Source organism: Caulobacter sp. B11, assembly GCF_002737765.1.
In the GTDB taxonomy this organism is placed as follows: Bacteria; Pseudomonadota; Alphaproteobacteria; order Caulobacterales; family Caulobacteraceae; genus Caulobacter.
In genome coordinates this window covers 1-3,899 of the sequence record NZ_PEGG01000246.1, presented here as the reverse complement: position 1 = coordinate 3,899, position 3,899 = coordinate 1, and the positions used below count along the sequence as shown (strand labels likewise).

The 3,899-nt window shown below is 70.9% G+C and carries 1 protein-coding gene, 2 tRNA genes and 2 pseudogenes; 4 read left to right on the top strand and 1 reads right to left on the bottom strand.

Translation table 11 applies throughout. The features are described from left to right. Nucleotides 1-266 (top strand): annotated as a pseudogene (locus tag CSW58_RS10290) (alpha/beta hydrolase); the annotation flags it as partial. A 181-nt stretch (nucleotides 267-447) separates the two neighbouring features. Here the strand turns inward: CSW58_RS10290 and CSW58_RS10285 are convergent. Further along, a pseudogene (locus CSW58_RS10285) lies at nucleotides 448-1,308 on the bottom strand (SDR family oxidoreductase). A gap of 180 nt (nucleotides 1,309-1,488) precedes the next feature. Here CSW58_RS10285 and CSW58_RS10280 point away from each other — a divergent pair. The 3 genes from CSW58_RS10280 to CSW58_RS10270 all read left to right on the top strand — a co-directional run bounded on the left by CSW58_RS10280 (nucleotide 1,489) and on the right by CSW58_RS10270 (nucleotide 3,603). Beyond that, a tRNA-Gly gene (locus CSW58_RS10280) sits at nucleotides 1,489-1,563 on the top strand. A 46-nt stretch (nucleotides 1,564-1,609) separates the two neighbouring features. Further along, nucleotides 1,610-1,684: transfer RNA gene (locus CSW58_RS10275), tRNA-Gly, on the top strand. A 155-nt stretch (nucleotides 1,685-1,839) separates the two neighbouring features. Beyond that, the gene (locus CSW58_RS10270) at nucleotides 1,840-3,603 is read left to right on the top strand and encodes a DUF885 family protein (protein WP_099447223.1); all 1,764 of its coding nucleotides are present in this window, start codon (nucleotides 1,840-1,842) and stop codon (nucleotides 3,601-3,603) included. Nucleotides 3,604-3,899: the final 296 nt, after the last annotated feature.

Genomic DNA, 3,899 nt, shown 5'->3' with positions numbered 1-3,899 from the left:
CCTGGACCCACGCCCTGGAACTGGCCCATGCCCTGAAGGGCGACGACGTGGTGTTCAGCCTGATCAAGGACGGCGACCACCGCCTGTCGCGGCCCCAGGACCTGCAACGCCTCGTCGCGGCGGTCGACGAGGCGCGCGGCCTGGCGGCCGAGGAGGTCGGCGACCTGGTCGACCGCCGCCTGGCCCGGGCGGCGCGCATGCGCGGGGCCGCGGCGATCGAGGCGACCGGCCTGGTGGAGCGTCCCGGGACGCCGGACGAGGACTGAGCGGCGGGGCTGCGAGTTCGTGGACTTCGCGCCGTGTTCCCCTACCGGCCTCGGCCTGAAAACCTCGCCCTTCGACAGGCTCAGGGTGAGGCTTTCGACTGAACGGCCGCTTAAGTAGCCCTCATCCTGAGCTGGTCGAAGGACGGGGACGGACCCGCAGGCGCTCGAGGCCCACCAGCCTTCAGCCGCCCGCCGCCAGGATCGCCGCCAGGCCCTCGCGATAGGTCGGATACTGTGGCCGCCAGCCCAGTTCGGCCTTGGCCAGGGCGTTGGAGACCCGCTTGTTCTCCGCATAGAAGCGGCGGGTGGCGGGCGACAGGCCCAGGGCGTCGAACGGCAGGTCGGGCGGCACGGCGACGCCCAGCAGGCGCGCGGCATATTCGATGACGTCCTGCGGCGGGGCCGGTTCGTCGTCGCAGAGATTGTAGATCCCCCGGCCCGCGGCTGGTCCAGCGAGGCCAGCAGGCCGCTGACGATGTCGTCGCGGTGAATGCGCGAGAACACCTGGCCCGGCTTGACGATGCGGCGCCCCTCGCCGGCCCGCAGGCGGTCGAAGGCGCTGCGGCCGGGGCCATAGATGCCGGGCAGGCGGAAGCTGGTCACGGTCAGGCCCATGCCGCGACCGACCTGGCGCCAGTCGCGCTCGGCCCCGACCCGGCGGGCCCCCTCGACCGACTGGGCCCTGAGCGGCGAGCTCTCGAACACCCAGCGGCCCTCGAAGTCGCCATAGACGCCGGTGGTCGACAGATAGCCGATCCAGTCGGGAAAGGCGTTGGCGGCGGCCAGGGCCGGGATCAGGTCCCGCGCAGGCCCGGACAGCCGTCGCGGTCGGCGGGGCGGTGACCAGGACGGCGGTGACGTCAGCCAGGGCGGCGGTGAGGGCGGCCGTGTCGCCGGCCTCGACCGCATCGACGCCCCGGGCCCGCAGCGCCGCGACCCGATCGGCCCCGCGCGCGGTCGCCGCCACGCTCCAGCCGCGCGCCCTCAGCGCCTCGGCGAAGGCCTCGCCGACATATCCCAGACCATAGACAAACAGACGCAAGACGGTTCGATCCCAAGCGATTCAGGAGGGAATGAGCGGATGAAACGCCGCGCGGCGCAAGAGGGCGCGGGGGCCGCAACCACTTCTCCCCATCTTCCCCCGTCTCCCCGCTTGCCAATCGCGAGGGCCTCTGCCATAAGCCGCCTCCTCGTCGCGGGGGCTTCTAGAGCCTCCTTCGATGCGGGCGTAGCTCAGTGGTAGAGCACAACCTTGCCAAGGTTGGGGTCGAGAGTTCGAATCTCTTCGCCCGCTCCATTCTCCAAGGTTCGGAGGGTGGAACGAGACCCGAGAAATCCCGGATGCGGGCGTAGCTCAGTGGTAGAGCACAACCTTGCCAAGGTTGGGGTCGAGAGTTCGAATCTCTTCGCCCGCTCCATGATTTCTCCTTCGGGCCCTGGCCGGGCCCCGCCGCTTTCCCCGAACATGAAGATCCAGAGCCGCCGCGCTTCGCCGCGGCTTTGCGGACCTGTTTGGCGGCGCGCCAAATCCTGATCTAAACGCTTCGACCATCAAGGTCGCGGAGCGCGTCGGATGCGAAACTTCACCCGTCTGCTGGCCGGCGCCGGCCTGGCTGTGCTGATGACCAGCGCCGCCCTGGCCGCGCCGCCGACCGCTTCGGACCGCCTGGCCCAGGCGGTGACGGCCTATGAGGCGACGGGCCCCGGCGAGGACGACGGCGAGAGCGGGGCTGATGATTCGGCGCGGTTCAGCCTTCCCGAGGTGGGCCCCAAGGCCGACGCCCGGCGCCGGGTGCAGTACGCCCAGGCCAAGGCCGCCCTGGCCCAGGTCGATCTGGCCGCCCTGACCCCCGATCAGCGCCTGACCCACGCCCTGCTGGCCTGGAGCCTGGACGAGCGGGTCGCGGCCCTGGCCTTCGACGAATCGCGGATGCCGTTCAACAGCGACGGCGGCTTCGATGTCATCCTGCTGTACCGCGCCAGCGGCATGACCCTGCGCACCGAGGCCGAGGCCGAGCGCTGGCTGGCCCTGCTGGCCAAGGTCCCGGACTGGTACGCCGCCAACCTGGCCAATGCCCGGCGCGGGATCCAGGACGGCTTCGTCCAGGCCCGTCCCACGGTCGCCGGCGTGCTGGAGCGGGCCCGCCGCGCCGCCGCCACGCCCTTGGCGCAGGAACCGCTGCTGGCCCCGTTGCGGGCCTTGCCGGCCTCCATTCCCCCTGAGCGCCGCGCCGCCCTGCTGGCCCGGGGCGAGGCGGCGATCGCCCGCGACGTGGCCCCGGCCCGGGCCAGCTTCGTGACCTTCCTGGAGACCGAGTATGCGCCCAGGGCCGCGACCAGCCTCGCCGCCGCCGACCTGCCGGACGGGGCGCGCTACTACGCCTTCCTGGCCCGCCGCCACACCACCACCGACCTGACGCCCGACCAGATCCACGACCTCGGCCAGTCCGAGGTGCGCCGCATCCGGGCCCGCATGCAGACGGTGATGGTCCAGACCGGCTTCCAGGGCGACCTGCCAGCCTTCATCGCCTTCCTGCGCCAGGATCCGCGCTTCTACGCCACCAGCCGCCAGCAGCTGCTGGAAAAGGCCAGCGAGATCGCCAAGCGCGCCGACGACCAGCTGCCGGCCCGGTTCGGAACCCTGCCGCGCCTGACCTATGGCGTGCGCCCGGTGCCGTCCAGCATCGAGCAGGGCTACACCACCGGCCGCTATTTCGGCGGCGACCCCAAGACCGGCCGGGCCGGCGGCCTGATGATCAACACCTCACAGCTGGACCAGCGGGCCCTCTATGAGCTGCCGGCCCTGGTGCTGCACGAGGGCGCGCCCGGCCACCACATCCAGACCGCCCTGGCCCAGGAACAGACCGGCGTCCCGGCCTTCCGCAAGGGCCTGTATTTCAACGCCTATGGCGAGGGCTGGGGGCTCTATTCGGAATGGCTGGGCGAGGAAATGGGGATCTATCGCGACCCCTATGAGCTGTTCGGCCGCCTGTCCTACGAGATGTGGCGCGCCTGCAGACTCGTCGCCGACACGGGCGTCCACTGGAAGCGCTGGAGCCTGGACCAGGCCCGCGCCTGTTTCACCGACAACACCGCCCTGTCGGCCACCAATATCGAGGTCGAGCTGGCCCGCTACGTGTCCTGGCCGGGCCAGGCCCTGGCCTACAAGGTCGGCGAGCTGAAGATCCTGGAGCTGCGCCGGCGCGCCGAGACGGCGCTGGGCGATCGCTTCGACGAGCGGAAGTTCCACGACGTGGTGCTGCTGGGCGGCTCGCTGCCGCTGGCGGTGCTGGAGCAGCGGGTGGACGCGTGGGTGGCGGAGGGGAAGGGGACGTAGGGGGGGCGAGCGTACCCGACCCGATGGGGTCCTCACGAACCCTCTCTCATCGAGAGAGGGTTTCCGCGCGCGCCTGAACGCCGGTGCCGCGCTACCCCGTCCGGCCCTCCGGGCCACCGCCCCCAGAGGAGGAGGATCTACCGAGCGACCGATCTCCGCTCCGGCATGTCGTTTACCGAAGGTCCGGTTTCGTATGCTGACCTGATTTTCACTACTGACTCCGAACGGAACCTCAGGTCTCATCCGGCCTAGGTATCTGGCTGATCAAGACGGCGCGGTTACCCGGCTCCAGCAGA

Bases quoted from the DNA above. Each gene is read 5' to 3' on its own strand.
- CSW58_RS10270 (WP_099447223.1), top strand. From the start codon at position 1,840: ATGCGAAACTTCACCCGTCTGCTGGCCGGCGCCGGCCTGGCTGTGCTG.